Raw genomic sequence first — 15,592 nt, 5'->3', positions numbered from 1 at the left:
TGTTTTCTTAATAATACTGAAATGACACAGATTTCTAAACACTACCACTGGGTAGTTTATCCGGTGTTGTGTATCTTTACGTTTTACTTAATAACTTCTCGGTTGATGTATTCAACTTCATTGAAATAAGTGACTTTTTACTGGCACTGATTTCAAATCCTTTACTTATTACTCTTTATACTGCGATCATCGTTTTAACAGCAATTTATTTAAATTGGCGCTCAGGACATATGCCAGATCCTAGTAAAACAACCGTTTTAAAAAAACTTTATTATGGCTTTGGTTAACCGTTCTATTTATTAAAACCTAGTTACTCAGTCATGTTATTTTTAGGACTTATAATATCTACATACCCTACTATGTTGGCGCATTCACACAGTAAAGATATAATAAATGAAAGAACAATGAATTATCACTTGTCATTAAATTATCCAATTGCTAAGAGTAAAGTAACTCAAATTAAAAATGTTCAAATAGTAGCCTCAACAATGGGGAATTTATTTGTTTATGATAATAAACAAGATAAGTTACTTATTATTTCACAAGAAAATATTTCAGCATTAATACCTAACCCACACAAAGAAAAAACGATTAAGCCAGAGGTAAAAGATTAGCTTTAATTAAACATTTGGCAGAAACACGATTGGCTGTTATTTATTAGTATTTACGCATAGCCCAGCATGGAACTTTTTTAGGGACGTAACATGAAACTCATTACCACTATTTTTCTAACCTTATTTCCTCTTATCTCTTTTGCTAATTTAAGCTTACCTACAAATCGTCATATTGCAGTGCAAGGGACTGCTGAGCTATTAGTTGAGCCTGATATGGCTCAAGTTTCGTTTGAAGTATCGAGCACTAAAGATTCGTTGCTTGAGGCTAAACGAGATCTTGATGCACAAATTAACTTGTTACTAGAAGGAGTCGATAAATATGGCTTTGAGCAAGACGATGTTTTTATCTCTGGTTTAAAAAGCAATGTATACAATATTATTGGTACAGAAACGGGGACTGTTTCAGGCGATAAGTACTTAGCACTAAAAACGGTTAAAGTAACAATAAACGATATTAAAAAAATAGATGGTTTTATTGAATTTGCACAAAGCGTAAAAATAAATAATGTTATAGCAATCGAGAGTGTATCTTCAAAAGCAAAGTTGTTAGAGGCGCAGGCAACAAAAGCTGCAGTAGATGATGCAATAGCTAAAGGGAACCTGCTTGCTAAAGCATTTAGCGCTAAACTTGGGAAAGTTTACAGCATCAGTTCGAATTCAAACCGAACGAATTTCGGTGATAATGAAGGCGATGCAAAGCACTCAGTTTTATCGGGCTATACAAATAATTCATACCCCTTCGAACATAAACGGTATGTAGATAAAACAATAAGTACCAATTCAATAATAAGCATCACCTCATCAATAAACGTGGTGTTTGATTTAGAAATAACTAACTAAAATTTTCATTTCAAATACATTTTCATAATGTAAGCTGGCTTTAAGTTTTTGATTAATTTGAAGGTAGCGATACTATGAGCGATGAAAGCAACACATTAAAAGCACAAACCGAGGAAAAAGTAGCCGCAGGGCGAAAAGGTAATCCTGATTTCATGAAAGGTGTTGATGAAACGATTGCACAAGAAAAGCGTTTCAGCAAGGTGCTAATGCACTTGATTTAAACCAAAGCGCACCAAGTTTTGAGTTACCAAATCAACATGGTCAATCGGTGCAGTTAACCGAGTTACTTGCACACGGACCTGTGGTTATTACTTTTTATCGTGGAAGTTGGTGTCCGTACTGTAATTTACAACTGAAAGCACTGCAGTCACGTTTACCTGAAATTCATGCTTTAGGTGCGCAGCTGGTAGCTATTAGCCCGCAAGTACCCGATGGCTCAATGAGCGAAAGCGATATAAGTAACATGGATTTTTTAGTGCTGAGTGATCAAAATGCCGATGTAGCAGCAAGCTACGGCGTAGCATGGCAAGTGCCCACATTTTTACTCGAGCATATGCGAGTAGACCGAGGCCTAGATTTAGAGTCGGTTAACAATGGCAATAGTAGTGTTTTACCGATCCCTGCCACCTTTGTTTTAGATAAACAAGGTAAAGTGACTTGGCGTTATGTTGATGTTGATTATCGTACTCGTTCTGAGCCAGAAGATATAATTAACGCTTTGAAAAATTTAGTATAAAAAACTTAATTTTAAAAGTCAGACCCCTTGAAGAGCTTGCAATGCCTAAGCTCTTCAACGTTAATTTAAAGTTTCTAATGCTTCCCTCTTATAATCAGATGCAAGGTCGATTACAATACAGACATCTAAAAGGCGTATTGCCTTTATCTGCACGCTAAAAGAGTGGATTTTATATTTCATGGCAATCAAACTTGCAATTAATGGTTTTGGTCGTATTGGTCGAAATATTGTCCGCGCGTTATACGAGTCTGGTTTGAGCGACGATATAAAAATTGTTGCGATTAACGAACTTGCTGATCCTGAAGCTATTGCTCATTTATTAAAATACGACACATCCCACGGTCGTTTTTCTTTTCCTGTAAAACTTGGTGAAGACACCATTAGTGTTGCAGGCGATACCATTGCACTTTTTTGTGAAGAAAACCCAATTGAATTACCTTGGCAAACGCTCGATGTAGACGTTGTATTTGAATGTACGGGTGTTTACCACTCGCGTGAACATGCGCAGTTACATATTACCGCAGGTGCTAAAAAGGTGTTGTTTTCGCATCCGGCTGATAACGATGTTGATGCAACGATTGTGTATGGCATTAACGACGATGAGCTTAAAAACGAGCACACAATTGTGTCTAACGGCTCGTGCACAACTAACTGTGTTGTGCCAGTTATTAAAGTATTAGATGATGCATTTGGTATTGAGTCGGGCGCTATTACAACTATTCATGCGTCGATGAACGATCAACAAGTGATTGATGGTTATCATCATGATTTACGCCGTACTCGTGCTGCAAGCCAATCAATTATTCCAGTTGATACAAAGCTCGCCCGTGGTATAGACCGTATTTTACCTAAATTTAAAGGCCGTTTTGAAGCCATCGCCGTACGTGTACCTACTATAAATGTAACGGCAATGGATTTAAGTGTAACGGTTAATACCGATGTAGATTTAAATGCAGTAAATAATGCACTTAAAGCACAAGCAAAAGACCGCTTAGAAGGTATTTTAAGTTATACCGAAGAGCCGCTTGTATCGGTTGATTTTAATCACGACCCACATTCTTGTATTATTGATGGCACACAAACACGTGTTAGTCACAAACGACTGATAAAGTTATTAGTATGGTGTGATAACGAATGGGGTTTTGCTAATCGTATGCTCGACACAGCGCGTGCTATGATGGCAGTGAATAAGTAATTTATTAATATAATAATTTTAAACGTATTTTTCAGGTTCAGTATCGTTAACTAAGGAGATGTTCATGTCGGTCATAAAAATGGCAGATTTAGATTTAAACGGCAAACGCGTATTAATTCGTGAAGATTTAAATGTACCAGTTAAAGCAGGTAAAGTGACGTCAGATGCGCGTATTCGTGCAGCACTACCTACTATTAAATTAGCGCTTGAGATGGGTGCTAAAGTAATGGTTATGTCACACCTTGGCCGTCCTACGGAAGGGGAATACGATGAAGCGTTTTCGCTTGCACCTGTAGCTAATTACTTAAACGATGCCCTAGAGCAAACTGTACGTTTAGAAAAAGATTATCTAAACGGTGTTGATATTGCTGATAACGAAGTGGTTGTTTTTGAAAATGTGCGCTTTAACAAAGGCGAGAAGAAAAACGACGAAGCGTTATCTAAGCAACTAGCTGCACTGTGTGATGTATATGTAATGGATGCATTTGGTACGGCTCACCGTGCACAAGCATCTACCCATGGCGTTGGCTTATTTGCCGATGTTGCATGTGCAGGTCCGCTGTTATCGGCTGAGCTCGAAGCGTTAGGCAAAGCACTTGATAATCCAGCTCGTCCATTAGTGGCGATTGTTGGTGGTTCTAAAGTATCTACTAAGCTCACCGTTTTAGATTCACTTTCTAAAATTGTTGACCAATTAGTTACCGGCGGCGGTATTGCTAATACTTTTATTGCTGCATCAGGTAGCCCAGTTGGTAAATCGCTTTACGAACCAGATTTAATGGATGAAGCTAACCGCTTATGTGCAGCAGCGATTGCTAATAATGGTGAAATTCCGGTACCGACTGACGTAGTGGTTGGTAATGAGTTTTCTGAATCTGCTGTAGCTACGCTTAAAGATGTAAGCGAAGTAACAAGCGACGATATGATTTTTGATATTGGTCCTGCTACAGCGAGCAAGCTTGCAAAAATTATTGCAAATGCGGGCACTGTTGTATGGAATGGCCCTGTTGGCGTGTTCGAGTTTGACCAATTTGGTAATGGCACACGTGCTATTGCACAAGCAATTGCTAACTCAAATGCGTTTTCAATCGCCGGTGGTGGTGATACCTTAGCCGCAATTGATAAATACGGCATTGCCGATAAAGTATCTTATATTTCTACTGGTGGTGGTGCGTTCTTAGAGTTTTTAGAAGGCAAAAAACTTCCAGCAGTTGAAATGCTAGAGTCGCGCGCTAAGTAATTTTAGTGGCGTAAGGTGAGGGGGTAATAGCCCTCACCGACAATTAATTACTAAATACCTCTCACCCTAATTTAGTCGTTAATTTAGACGGAATATTACTGCAAAGCAGTGGTTTTTCGTGGCGTTGTTATAACGCCAAACTAACACATCCGTTCAAACTAGATGGTAGGGAACTACTGTCGATAAATTGGAGAATACCCAATGGCTTTAATCAGTATGCGACAACTTTTAGATCATGCAGCAGAGCATGGTTACGGCGTACCTGCTTTTAATGTTAACAATCAAGAGCAAATGCGCGCAATAATGGAAGCGGCTGACAAAACAAACAGCCCAGTAATCGTTCAGGGATCAGCTGGTGCACGTGCTTATGCTGGTGCTCCATTTATTCGTCATATGATTTTAGCAGCCGTTGAAGAATGGCCACATATCCCAGTTGTAATGCATCAAGATCACGGCACATCGCCAGGTGTGTGTCAGCGTTCAATTCAGCTTGGTTTTTCATCAGTAATGATGGATGGCTCGTTAATGAGCGACGGAAAAACCCCTTCAAGCTACGAATACAATGTAGAAGTAACGCGCGAAACTGTTGCGATGGCGCATGCCTGTGGCGTATCGGTTGAAGGCGAGCTAGGTGTACTTGGTTCACTTGAAACAGGTGAAGCTGGCGAAGAAGATGGCGTTGGCGCAGAAGGGTTATTAACAACTGATCAAATGCTAACAGACCCTGAAGAAGCGGCTGATTTTGTAAATAAAACACACGTTGATGCACTTGCAATTGCTTGCGGTACTTCACACGGTGCTTATAAATTTACTCGGCCACCAACAGATGACATTTTAGCGATTGATCGCATTAAAGCGATTCATGCCCGTATTCCTAACACGCACTTAGTGATGCATGGCTCATCTTCAGTTCCTCAAGAATGGTTAGAAATTATTAATCAGTACGGTGGCGAAATTCCAGAAACTTATGGTGTGCCAGTTGAGCAGATTGTTGAAGGCATTAAGTTTGGTGTTCGCAAGGTAAATATTGATACCGATTTACGTTTAGCATCTACCGGTGCAATTCGCCGTCATATGGCGCTTAACCCATCTAACTTTGATCCACGTAAATACCTAGCTGAAGCTACAAAAGCAATGACAGAGATTTGCGTTGCACGCTATAACTCGTTTGGTACTTCTGGTCAGGCTAGTAAAATTAAGCCAATTTCACTTGATGAAATGCACCTTAAATACTTAAGCGGCGAACTAGACCCTAAAATTAGATAATAGATCAATTTATAATTGCTTATTTAAGTCAGTAACTTTGTTGCTGGCTTTTTTAATGTCAGCCCTTTTTATATTACAGATTACGGTTTTTTGATCAGATCACTGCATTACCAACGCGGAATTTTGGGATCACGCATTTACTAACACAGCCTTTTTCGGATCATTACTTTACTAAGCCAAATACACTTTAATGCTATATATGGGTTCTGAGATAATTTGATCGTTATTTATTTGTATAAACAATCAACAACTTATGGCTTTGACTAGGTACAACTCTGATCTGAGGGATGATCGGCTTGGTAAAAATCTGATCCTTTATTTGGAGCTTAGTAAAATTTAGATCTATTTTTGAGCGTATTGTTTGTTACACAGGCGGGTTTGTTGATTTTAAAAGGGCTTTAAAGCTACTTTCAAACGATCGATCTGTAAAAATGTCTTGGTTAGTAAAACAATGATCCCAGCTAGTTTAATATTGTTTAGTGGTTTAAATAGCGATACAAAAAAGATAATTTTAAAAAGTTAGCTATTACATAAATTTATCGTAAATCTCTTTTTATTACGTTAAATATTAAAAAGGTTTTAAAAATATGACGTTAATGAGATTTTTTGTCACTAATTTGTGTTTTTTTTACCACCATTTTAATTTACACGTTACACTTTCATAAAAATGTCATACTTAGTCATAATAATGAAAACTAATTCGATAGCGTAAGAGATAAATTGGAATGTCACGTAAAGTACTAGTCGTAGATGACGAAGCTCCTATCAGGGAGATGTTGGTTTTTGTTTTAGAGCAAAATGGATTTCAAGCAATTGAAGCAGAAGATTACGACTCTGCTATTGCAGCTATGGTTGAACCTTACCCAGATATGGTTTTACTTGATTGGATGTTACCAGGTGGAAGCGGTATTCAAATTGCTAAAAAGTTTAAGCAAAACGAACACACCCGCCAAATCCCAATTATTATGCTTACAGCTCGCGGCGAAGAAGAAGACAAAGTACGCGGCCTTGAAGTAGGTGCAGATGATTACGTCACCAAGCCGTTTTCTCCTAAAGAGCTTATGGCACGTATTAAAGCGGTTATTCGCCGTGTATCGCCAACCTCATTAGAAGAAGCTATTGAAGTACATGGCCTGCGTTTAGACCCTATTTCTCATCGTGTTACCTCAGAAGGAAACGAGCTTGATATGGGGCCAACCGAATTTAGATTACTGCACTTTTTTATGACTCACCCAGAGCGTGTTTATAGCCGTGAACAACTGCTTGATCATGTGTGGGGAACTAACGTTTACGTAGAAGATCGCACTGTTGATGTTCACATTCGTCGCCTGCGTAAAGCAATTGGCCCACTTGGACATGACCGTTTGGTGCAAACAGTACGTGGCGCTGGGTATCGTTTTTCAAGTAAGCTGTGATCAGCTTAAAGCTTAGCTAATGTGTAAAATACGCATGTATTACTACTCTAAGGTAAAGTGAGTGTATGTATCGAGTTGTTAATAAGCAGGCGTTAGTAAAGCGCCTGTTTATCTATTTTTTACCCTTACTATTAATTGGTGTGCTGGTTGGCGCGCCATTTTTGCTTTTATTTTTAGGATCTTTTTCCCTCCTTATTTGGCACTACCATCAACTTTATCGTTTGAGCGATTGGCTACTTAATCAACGCAGCTTTAATCCGCCAGAGGGTGAGGGTGCATGGGAGCAAGTGTTCGAAGGTATTTATCATCTCCAGCATCGTAATCGTAAAAAACGTAATGAGCTTGCAGATTTAATTCGTCGCTTTCGCGATGGGGCTGAAGCGGTACCTGATGCGGTTGTGGTACTGCAAAACGATTTAAGTATTGTGTGGTGTAATCAATTAGCCCTTAAAGTGCTCGGTTTGCAGTGGCCTACGGATCATGGTCAGCGCCTTGATAATTTAATTCGCGAACCGAAGTTTGCTAAATACATGCACAAAGGCGAATTTGATGACGCGCTTGAGCTGGATAACGGTCATAGTATTGAGCAGGTGCTTGAGTTTAGGGTAATGCCGTATGCAAGCACGCAACTTATGGTTGTGGTACGTGATGTAACGCGCTTAAAACAGCTAGAACAAATGCGTAAAGACTTTGTAGCCAATGTGTCGCATGAACTACGTACACCGCTTACCGTGGTTACAGGGTATCTTGAGATGATGGATGGCGACATGATGCCGCCGCCAGCAATGTGGAACAAAGCGCAAAATACTATGCTTGAACAATGTAAGCGCATGGATAGTTTAGTCAGCCAATTATTATCGCTTTCGCGTATTGAAGGTGCACGGCGCCAAGATAACGATAAAGCTATAAATGTGCCGCAATTACTTGGTTATATTCACACTGAAGCAAACTCAATTAATCAAGACAAAGGCCACGAACTTATTTTTGATATTGATAAAACCCTTGATATTAAAGGCTCTGAGGATGAACTGCGTAGTGCGTTTTCTAATTTAGTATTCAACGCGATTCATTACACAAAACCAGGCGGTAAAGTAGAAGTATGCTGGCAGCGCAAAAACAATAAAGCGTGTTTTAGTGTTACCGATAATGGTGATGGTATTGCGCCTGAGCATATTAACCGATTAACTGAGCGTTTTTATCGTGTTGATAAAGCTCGCAGTAGAACAACAGGTGGCTCAGGCTTAGGGCTCGCTATAACAAAACATGTGTTAACTCGCCATGATAGTAAATTAAATATTCGTAGTGAAGTTAACAAAGGATCGTGTTTTTCTTTTGAATTTTCAATAGATAAGATAGTTTCGCTGACTAAATAATTAAGCTAATAGGTCAAGTCATAAAAGTGTCATTTAAGAGTAATGTAACTGTCATGTACTCACTTTAGAGTGGGCAGCAGTTAGAAAATGGAACGAACAAACCGGAGAACTCTACATGAAATTTAAAAACTTAGTTGCCGCAATGGGTGTGGCTGTTACAACTTTCGTATCTGCACAAGCAGTTGCTCTAGACCAAAATATTCCTGAGTATCAAAAAATTAGTGGTGTTTCAGGCAACTTTTCATCAGTAGGTTCTGACACTTTAGCCAACATGATGACGTTTTGGGCTGAAGAGTACAAACGTATTTACCCAAATGTAAATATTCAGATTCAAGCAGCAGGTTCTTCTACTGCTCCACCGGCACTTACCGAAGGTACAGCTAACCTGGGTCCAATGAGCCGTAAAATGAAATCTAAAGAAATCGAAGCGTTCGAAAAACGTTACGGTTATAAGCCAACAGAAGTTCGCGTAGCTATTGATGCACTTGCTGTATTTGTACATAAAGATAACCCAATTGAAGGTCTTCGTATTGACCAAGTAGATGCTATATTTTCATCTACTCGTAAATGTGGCGCACCTGAGCAAGTTAACCGTTGGAGCGATGTTGGTCTAACAGGTGATTGGGCAGCTAAAGATGTGCAACTTTACGGACGCAACTCAGTATCAGGTACGTATGGTTACTTTAAAAAGAAAGCACTTTGTAAAGGTGATTTCCGTAATAACGTAAATGAGCAACCGGGTTCTGCATCAGTAGTACAGTCAATTTCATCTTCATTAAATGCAATTGGTTACTCAGGTATAGGTTATAAAACATCAGGCGTACGTACAGTACCGCTAGCTAAAAAAGGCGATAACTTTGTTGATGCAACACTTGATAACGTTGCACAAGGCAAATATCCATTATCTCGCTTTTTATACCTTTACGTGAATAAGCACCCAAACAAGCCGTTGTCTCCAATGGAAGCGCAATTCTTAAAAATGGTACTTTCAAAAGATGGTCAGCAAATTGTAGAAAAAGATGGTTATGTACCACTTTCTGCAAAGCTAGTAAAAACAGAACTTAAAAAGCTTGGTTTGAACTAATACCAATTGCATTAAATTAGTGAGTTATTATAGCGATAAGAAAATAGCGCAATAACAAGGCTAAAATTATGATACATAGTTGTTCTATATAAATAATTTTTAACGTAGTTAGTGAGTTATTTAATACGCTAGGATGGTCATGTTTTTAATAAAATTGGTATGATAAACTATAAGCAATAAAAAACCGCTCATTGAGCGGTTTTTTTGTGCCTAAAACTAAAAACTTTTAGGAATTAAATATTACCTAATTTTTCGGCTTGTGCTTTACATTGATTATAGCTCTCAACACATTTTCCAGAGCATACTTGTTGCTTTAAGCCTTCAGCAGTTGTTTGCTGTTCACAACTAGTTTCACACTGGTAGTTTTGTTGAGCACACTGATTCATTTCAGGGTTTTCAACTTGGTTTTGACAACCTGCCAATAGTGCAAAAGTAAGGGCGACTACGCTTGTTTTTATTAAAGTGTGCATGCTTCTTATCCTTAAAATGGAGTCGCAATAATATTAAATTTCGACTTGGATATTGTCGATCAATCTAACACCACCAAAATAGGCTGCGGCTAAAATAACAAATTGAGTATCTTCGATTGTAGCAGTTTTTAATGTATCTCGTTGAGCAATCTCAAAATAGTCTGGTTTTAGGCCTGCTTGCTCTAAACTTTGTTTAGCTAAGCTTTCAAGTTTTACGAAGTCTTTTTCGCCACTTTTAAGTTGCTCAGCGCACGTATTAAGCGCTTTAAATAATACGGTTGCAGTCGCTTTTTGATCATCAGATAAGTAACCATTACGTGAGCTCATAGCAAGGCCAGAAACTTCTCGCATTGTAGGTACACCAATAACTTCAACCGGAATTGATAAGTCGCGTGCCATGGTTTTAATTACTTGTAGTTGCTGAAAATCTTTTTCACCAAAGCAGGCGTAATCTGGTTGAACTAAGTTAAATAACTTAGTTACGATTGTTGCAACGCCTCTAAAGTGACCTGGACGTGAGCCACCGCAATAGCCTAATGAAATGTCAGGTACATCTACAAAGCTTTGTGCACCTAGTCCGTTAGGATAGATTGTTTCTACGCTTGGGGTAAATACAATATCAGTGCCTAGTTCAGCAAGGCCTTGTTTGTCTTCGTTTAGCGTACGAGGATAGTTATCTAAATCTTCGTTAGCGCCAAATTGCATTGGGTTTACAAAAATACTTACAACGACTTTGTCGGCCAAGTTTTTTGCTTTTTCTACTAGCGAAAAATGCCCACGGTGCAAGTTGCCCATTGTTGGCACAAGCGCCACGCTAAGACCTGCTTGGCGCCATGCTTTAATTTGACTACGTAACGATCTGATTTCAGTTATTGATTGCATTATTTAAACTCATGTTCAGCGCTTGGAAATGCGCCACTTTTAACATCTGTACAATACTTTTGAACGGCAGCAGGCATATTGCCTGTTTCGAGCAAAAAGTTTTTAGAAAATTTAGGAATGTAACCTGCCGAAATACCAACCAAGTCATGCATTACCAGTATTTGGCCGTCAGTTAAGCTGCCAGCACCAATACCAATAGTTGGGATACTTAGAGCGTCTGTAATGCGTTTTGCCAGGGCACTTGGAATACACTCAAGTACTAATAATTGCGCGCCAGCAGCTTCAAGTGCTTTCGCATCATCAATCATTTTTTGTGCTTTATCTTCTTCGCGACCTTGTATTTTAAAGCCACCAAATACATGAACTGACTGTGGTGTAAGGCCTAAATGCCCGCAAACTGGGATACCTTGTTGAGTGAGTGCTTTAATGCTCTCGTAAAGCCACTCTCCGCCTTCAAGTTTAATCATGTTTGCGCCAGCGCGCATAAGCTCAGCTGCATTTTTACAGGTATCACTAACGCTTGAGTAGGTCATAAAAGGTAAGTCAGCAATTACAAATAATTCGCGGCTACCAGCGCGTACACAGCGGGTATGATATGCAATATCTTGATTTGTTACGCCAAGGGTGTCATCGCCGCCTTGTAGTACCATGCCCAATGAGTCGCCCACTAAAATAACTTCAACGCCGTTATCATGAAATAACTTTGCAAAACTAGCGTCGTAGGCTGTTAATGCAGTAATTTTGTTATTTTCTGCTTTCATTTTATTTAAAGTAGAAACGGTTATTTTAGACATAATATCCTCGCAGGCAAAAGCCTAGGTTAATTACAGAGGTAATTGTTGTAAGTCGTTGAGCGGTAAGTTATTTGCAATGGTTTTTAATGCAATGCCGCTAGGTAAAATAAGTTCAGGTGCAAGCTCTAATAGTGGGTAAACCACAAACTCGCGATCACTCAAACCATAATGAGGCACGGTTAAGCGCGCCGTATTTATAATTTGATCATCAAATAATAGGGTATCGATATCAAGTGTGCGTGGACCCCAACGCTCAGCTTTTCTTACTCGACCATGCTCAAGCTCAATACTTTGTGTTAAATCAAGTAATTGCTCTGGATCAAGGGTCGTTTTAATACAGGCTACGGCATTGATATAGTCTGGTTGATCTTGTGGGCCCATAGGCTTACTTGCATAGTAATGCGATACGTTTACAAATTCACAATTAGGCAGCTTTTTAAGCGCAATTATCGCGTTATCAAGCTGCTCTTTTGGTGAGTTTAGGTTGGCACCTAAACCCAAATAAACACAATGCATGTTATTACTCAGTTGGCTTTTTAGTAGGACGACGGCGCTTTCGCGGCTTAGGACCACCTTGATGGCCTAAGCTTTTAACCATCTCTTTTTGGCCGTTTATATCTTTACTTAAGTATTGTGTCCACCACTGAGCAAGCTCTGTATGCTGAGTTTCGCCTGCATCTACGCGTAATAATAAAAAGTCGTAAGCGGCTTTAAAGCGAGGCTGTTGCGTTAGCCTGTATGCACGTTGGCCAGCACGTTTATCTAAGCGGTGCTGAATATGCCAAATATCGCGAGCACCTAAAGTAAAGCGCTTAGGAACAGCTATATGCTGTGAATTATCGCTTAGTACTTTATTCATTGCTTGTGCGAAAGCATCGTATTCAGATAATTGCTCTTGGCTTTGAATTTTTTTAGTGCGCTCAAGCAGTGGGAACCAAAGTAGGGCTGCAAAAATAAACGCCGGTGTTACTTTTTTATCGGCATTAATACGCTTGTCGGTATTTTGAAACATTTGCTGAATAAGCGTGTGCTCTAAGCCACTTGGGTTTTTATCTAAAATTTTATCAAGTTCAGGAAAAAGTGAGCGGAATAAGCCGTATTTACGCAGCATTAAAAAGTTAGCTTCGGCCTTGCCGTTTAAAAACAGTTTAAGAATTTCTTCAAATAAACGAGCTGGCGGAATGTTATCAAGCAAGCTTGCAAGCTCGCTAATTGGCTTTTCACTTTTAGGCGCAATGCTCATATCAAGCTTAGTGGCAAAACGTACTGCACGTAACATACGAACAGGGTCTTCGCGGTAACGCGTTTCAGGATCGCCAATAAGCTCGATTTGTTTAGCTTTAATTGCCGCTAAGCCGTTGGCGTAATCGTGAATACTAAAATCTTTAATTGAGTAATAAAGTGCGTTGATTGAAAAGTCGCGGCGCTCTGCATCTTCTTCAATACTGCCAAATACGTTATCACGTAGTAGTTGACCTTCATTGCTTGATTGGCTTATTTGATTTTTGTCTTCTTGCGCTTCGTGGTGGCCACGCATTGTTGCCACTTCGATAATTTCACGGCCAAATACAATGTGTGCTAGACGAAAGCGACGACCTATCAGGCGACAGTTTCTAAATAGTTTTTTTACCTGATCTGGAGTTGCATTAGTAACTACGTCAAAATCTTTTGGCTGTTGGCCTAACAATATATCGCGAATACAACCACCAACAAGGTAGGCATCGTAGCCACCGTCTTTTAAGCGGTATAATACTTTGATTGCATTTGGGCTAAATTGTTTGCGAGAAATACCATGCTCACCACGAGTGACAACAATAGGTTCACTGCTTACAGAAGCGCTTTGTGCACTTGTATTCGGGCCGATTATTTGTCGACAAAATTGAAAAAGCTTGGAAATAATAGTCTGTCTCCTAGAAGGTGTGATTGACTCTGCATCGCAATCAAAAGTTACAGCAAATAGGGCGGTTATAACCCAGTACAAGCTGTTTGACGTAATTAGCATATATTTAGGCGGCTATCATATACCAGCAGGGTTTAAAAATTAAGTTGATGTGTTGAAATTAAGCCGTTTTTAGCTATTTTATTTACTTAAATGTGTAAATTGGACTTTCTGGCTATGTGGATGTTGAGAAATTTGTATTTCGGATACTTGGGGGACCTGTTTTAAGCTAAAGTTTTTAATTCCCCAATCGATTAATTGTTCTATATTTAAGTCGCTTAAATCAGCTATAACAGGTAGCCCTAAAAATTCAAAAGCGCTAAGTAAAGCAGGCTTTGGATTTTGTTTACAAATGGCGGGGGCATAATTTTGTTTAGATAGTTTAAAACCGGGTTTGGCAACCGCTAAAGGTAAATGAGCAAATTCAGGTACGGGGCTGTCGAGTTGTTTAAACAAACTAATTTGCCGAGCTGTTGGTTCAATTAAATCTGCGCCTCTTACGATTCGATTTATCCTTTGATCGATATCATCGACGACCACAACAAGTTGATATGCAAATAAACCGTCACTGCGTTTAATTAAGTAATCTTCGTGGGATAATGCACTATTTACAGATATATCACCTTGAATTAAATCACTAAATTGGGTCGTTGGATGTTGCTGAACTAAACGAAGTGCGCCGGATTGAGTATGATGATTAAGTGCTTTGCAATGCCCCTGATAAATACCGCCAATAGCTTTTATTTGCTTGCGAGTACAGGTGCAGCCATAAACAAGGTTTTGCTCTAAAAGTGAGTGGGTAATATCTTGATATAAAGACAGACGCTGCGTTTGATATACAACAGGTTCATCCCAGTAAAGGGCGTAGGCTTGTAAGGTATTTAGAATATCGGAGTCGGCGTTTTTAACCACGCGCGTAGTGTCAATGTCTTCTATACGAACTAACCATTTTCCTTGATTAGCTTTTGCATCTAGATAACTACCCACAGCCGCTACAAGTGAGCCAAAATGTAATGGCCCAGAAGGAGACGGTGCAAAACGACCGCGATATTTACGCATAGGCGCAGTAACGGCTGTAGGAGACATAACTAACTAATAAGTTTTAATTAGCCGCGTCCAGATTGCTTTTCTTTGATTTCTGCAAGTGTTTTACAGTCTACGCATAAATCGGCAGTAGGACGTGCTTCTAAGCGACGTATGCCAATTTCGATGCCACAAGACTCACAAAAGCCAAAATCATCTTCTTTAATCAAATTAATTGTTTTTTCAATTTTTTTGATTAATTTACGTTCGCGGTCACGAGTACGAAGTTCTAAAGAGAATTCTTCTTCTTGTGCAGCGCGGTCAACTGGGTCAGGAAAGTTAGCAGCTTCGTCTTGCATGTGCGATTTAGTACGATCAACTTCGTTACGTAAATCGTTACGCCAAGTCTCTAAAATTGCTCTAAAATGAGCACGTTGTGCATCATTCATGTACTCTTCGCCTGGTTTTTCTTGGTATGGTTCTAAACCGGCTTGAGCCAATAAACCATGTTTCTTTTGGTCTGGCATAACTCTCTCCTAAATCCTTAATTTAATGCCTCAGCATTAGCCGGCGGTATAAATAACAGAATCTTATATCCTAGGCAAATTTATTTTTAATTAATCGAATTAGCTTCAACCATGCTTACTGAGTAAAAAGTGTATTAATAGTTTATTTACACTTTTAATTAATTCACATATTCGCTTTCTAAAACTTGCCTTGT

Annotated in this window: 16 protein-coding genes and 1 pseudogene; 10 read left to right on the top strand and 7 right to left on the bottom strand. The window is 39.2% G+C overall.

Features of this window, described 5'->3' with window-relative positions:
- Positions 1–68: 68 nt before the first annotated feature.
- The 10 genes and pseudogenes from GQR53_RS21145 to GQR53_RS12560 all read left to right on the top strand — a co-directional run bounded on the left by GQR53_RS21145 (position 69) and on the right by GQR53_RS12560 (position 9,763).
- Positions 69–287, top strand: a complete 219-nt coding sequence (locus tag GQR53_RS21145) for a hypothetical protein (protein ID WP_240917469.1) — start codon at positions 69–71, stop codon at positions 285–287.
- A 33-nt stretch (positions 288–320) separates the two neighbouring features.
- Entirely contained in the window at positions 321–614 is a 294-nt protein-coding gene (locus GQR53_RS21140) for a hypothetical protein (protein WP_240917468.1), read from the top strand.
- A 90-nt stretch (positions 615–704) separates the two neighbouring features.
- Complete coding sequence (locus GQR53_RS12595; RefSeq protein WP_165744076.1) at positions 705–1,454, top strand: SIMPL domain-containing protein; 750 nt, start codon at positions 705–707, stop codon at positions 1,452–1,454.
- Positions 1,455–1,528: 74 nt separating this feature from the next.
- A pseudogene (locus GQR53_RS12590) lies at positions 1,529–2,190 on the top strand (peroxiredoxin-like family protein).
- A 178-nt stretch (positions 2,191–2,368) separates the two neighbouring features.
- The gene (gene epd / locus GQR53_RS12585) at positions 2,369–3,385 is read left to right on the top strand and encodes an erythrose-4-phosphate dehydrogenase (protein ID WP_165744075.1); all 1,017 of its coding nucleotides are present in this window, start codon (positions 2,369–2,371) and stop codon (positions 3,383–3,385) included.
- 64 nt (positions 3,386–3,449) lie between these two features.
- Positions 3,450–4,625 carry a phosphoglycerate kinase gene (locus GQR53_RS12580; RefSeq protein ID WP_165744074.1) on the top strand — a complete coding sequence of 392 codons (1,176 nt, stop codon included), beginning with the start codon at positions 3,450–3,452 and terminating at the stop codon, positions 4,623–4,625.
- A gap of 201 nt (positions 4,626–4,826) precedes the next feature.
- On the top strand, positions 4,827–5,891 hold the full coding sequence (gene fba / locus GQR53_RS12575) for a class II fructose-bisphosphate aldolase (protein WP_002961523.1): 1,065 nt from the start codon (positions 4,827–4,829) through the stop codon (positions 5,889–5,891).
- 725 nt (positions 5,892–6,616) lie between these two features.
- A complete protein-coding gene (phoB, locus tag GQR53_RS12570; RefSeq protein WP_006791869.1) occupies positions 6,617–7,306 on the top strand; it encodes a phosphate regulon transcriptional regulator PhoB in 690 nt (229 codons plus the stop codon).
- Between the two features lie 65 nt (positions 7,307–7,371).
- A complete protein-coding gene (gene phoR, locus GQR53_RS12565; RefSeq protein WP_002962688.1) occupies positions 7,372–8,679 on the top strand; it encodes a phosphate regulon sensor histidine kinase PhoR in 1,308 nt (435 codons plus the stop codon).
- Positions 8,680–8,794: 115 nt separating this feature from the next.
- The gene (locus GQR53_RS12560) at positions 8,795–9,763 is read left to right on the top strand and encodes a phosphate ABC transporter substrate-binding protein PstS family protein (protein ID WP_039490403.1); all 969 of its coding nucleotides are present in this window, start codon (positions 8,795–8,797) and stop codon (positions 9,761–9,763) included.
- A 233-nt stretch (positions 9,764–9,996) separates the two neighbouring features.
- Here GQR53_RS12560 and GQR53_RS12555 read toward each other — a convergent pair whose 3' ends face one another.
- The 7 genes from GQR53_RS12555 to dksA form a co-directional block, all read right to left on the bottom strand.
- Entirely contained in the window at positions 9,997–10,233 is a 237-nt protein-coding gene (locus GQR53_RS12555; RefSeq protein ID WP_165744073.1) for a hypothetical protein, read from the bottom strand.
- 33 nt (positions 10,234–10,266) lie between these two features.
- Positions 10,267–11,115 (bottom strand): pantoate--beta-alanine ligase, encoded by an 849-nt coding sequence (panC, locus tag GQR53_RS12550; protein WP_138489570.1) that lies wholly within the window; start codon positions 11,113–11,115, stop codon positions 10,267–10,269.
- Positions 11,115–11,909, bottom strand: coding sequence for a 3-methyl-2-oxobutanoate hydroxymethyltransferase (gene panB / locus GQR53_RS12545; protein ID WP_002962679.1), 795 nt, complete (start codon positions 11,907–11,909; stop codon positions 11,115–11,117). The genes panC and panB overlap by 1 nt, the downstream gene beginning before the upstream one ends.
- Before the next feature lie 30 nt (positions 11,910–11,939).
- The gene (gene folK / locus GQR53_RS12540) at positions 11,940–12,425 is read right to left on the bottom strand and encodes a 2-amino-4-hydroxy-6-hydroxymethyldihydropteridine diphosphokinase (RefSeq protein ID WP_002962677.1); all 486 of its coding nucleotides are present in this window, start codon (positions 12,423–12,425) and stop codon (positions 11,940–11,942) included.
- Between the two features lie 4 nt (positions 12,426–12,429).
- Positions 12,430–13,911, bottom strand: a complete 1,482-nt coding sequence (gene pcnB, locus GQR53_RS12535) for a polynucleotide adenylyltransferase PcnB (protein WP_206013271.1) — start codon at positions 13,909–13,911, stop codon at positions 12,430–12,432.
- A 78-nt stretch (positions 13,912–13,989) separates the two neighbouring features.
- A complete protein-coding gene (gluQRS, locus tag GQR53_RS12530; RefSeq protein WP_138489569.1) occupies positions 13,990–14,934 on the bottom strand; it encodes a tRNA glutamyl-Q(34) synthetase GluQRS in 945 nt (314 codons plus the stop codon).
- A gap of 20 nt (positions 14,935–14,954) precedes the next feature.
- Positions 14,955–15,398, bottom strand: coding sequence for an RNA polymerase-binding protein DksA (gene dksA / locus GQR53_RS12525; protein WP_002962671.1), 444 nt, complete (start codon positions 15,396–15,398; stop codon positions 14,955–14,957).
- Positions 15,399–15,592: the final 194 nt, after the last annotated feature.

The organism is Pseudoalteromonas sp. Z9A6, assembly GCF_011378805.1.
GTDB classification, from domain to species: Bacteria; Pseudomonadota; Gammaproteobacteria; order Enterobacterales; family Alteromonadaceae; genus Pseudoalteromonas; species Pseudoalteromonas distincta.
This window is presented reverse-complemented; position numbering and strand designations above follow the sequence as displayed.